Origin of the sequence: Chryseobacterium sp. SIMBA_028, from assembly GCF_046535285.1 — a bacterium.
Lineage (GTDB): Bacteria > Bacteroidota > Bacteroidia > Flavobacteriales > Weeksellaceae > Chryseobacterium.
Window position 1 is genome coordinate 1 of the sequence record NZ_JAWRWZ010000928.1, and the last position, 228, is coordinate 228.

1 protein-coding gene is annotated in these 228 nt (G+C 36.8%); it reads left to right on the top strand.

Annotated features, from left to right (window positions below):
• Positions 1–228, top strand: a 228-nt coding sequence (locus tag SCA31_RS25935) for a hypothetical protein (RefSeq protein ID WP_410699808.1), incomplete at both ends; no start/stop codon positions are given.

Sequence of the window (228 nt, forward strand, 5' to 3'; positions counted from 1 at the left end):
CTACTTAATGATACTGAAGGATATGGGTATAAGGAAGTAATATTTGGAAATACGATTCCTAATACCTCAAATTTTATATCTTATGATTGGGGAGTCATTAATACTCCAAATGTATGGAGCCCTGCAGTAAGCCCTTTAACTACGATAACACCACAAAAAGGAACTCGAAACGGATTTTCTTTTCCTCAGTTAATCCCAACTTCTGATGGATCAAATCCTTGTCCCGAC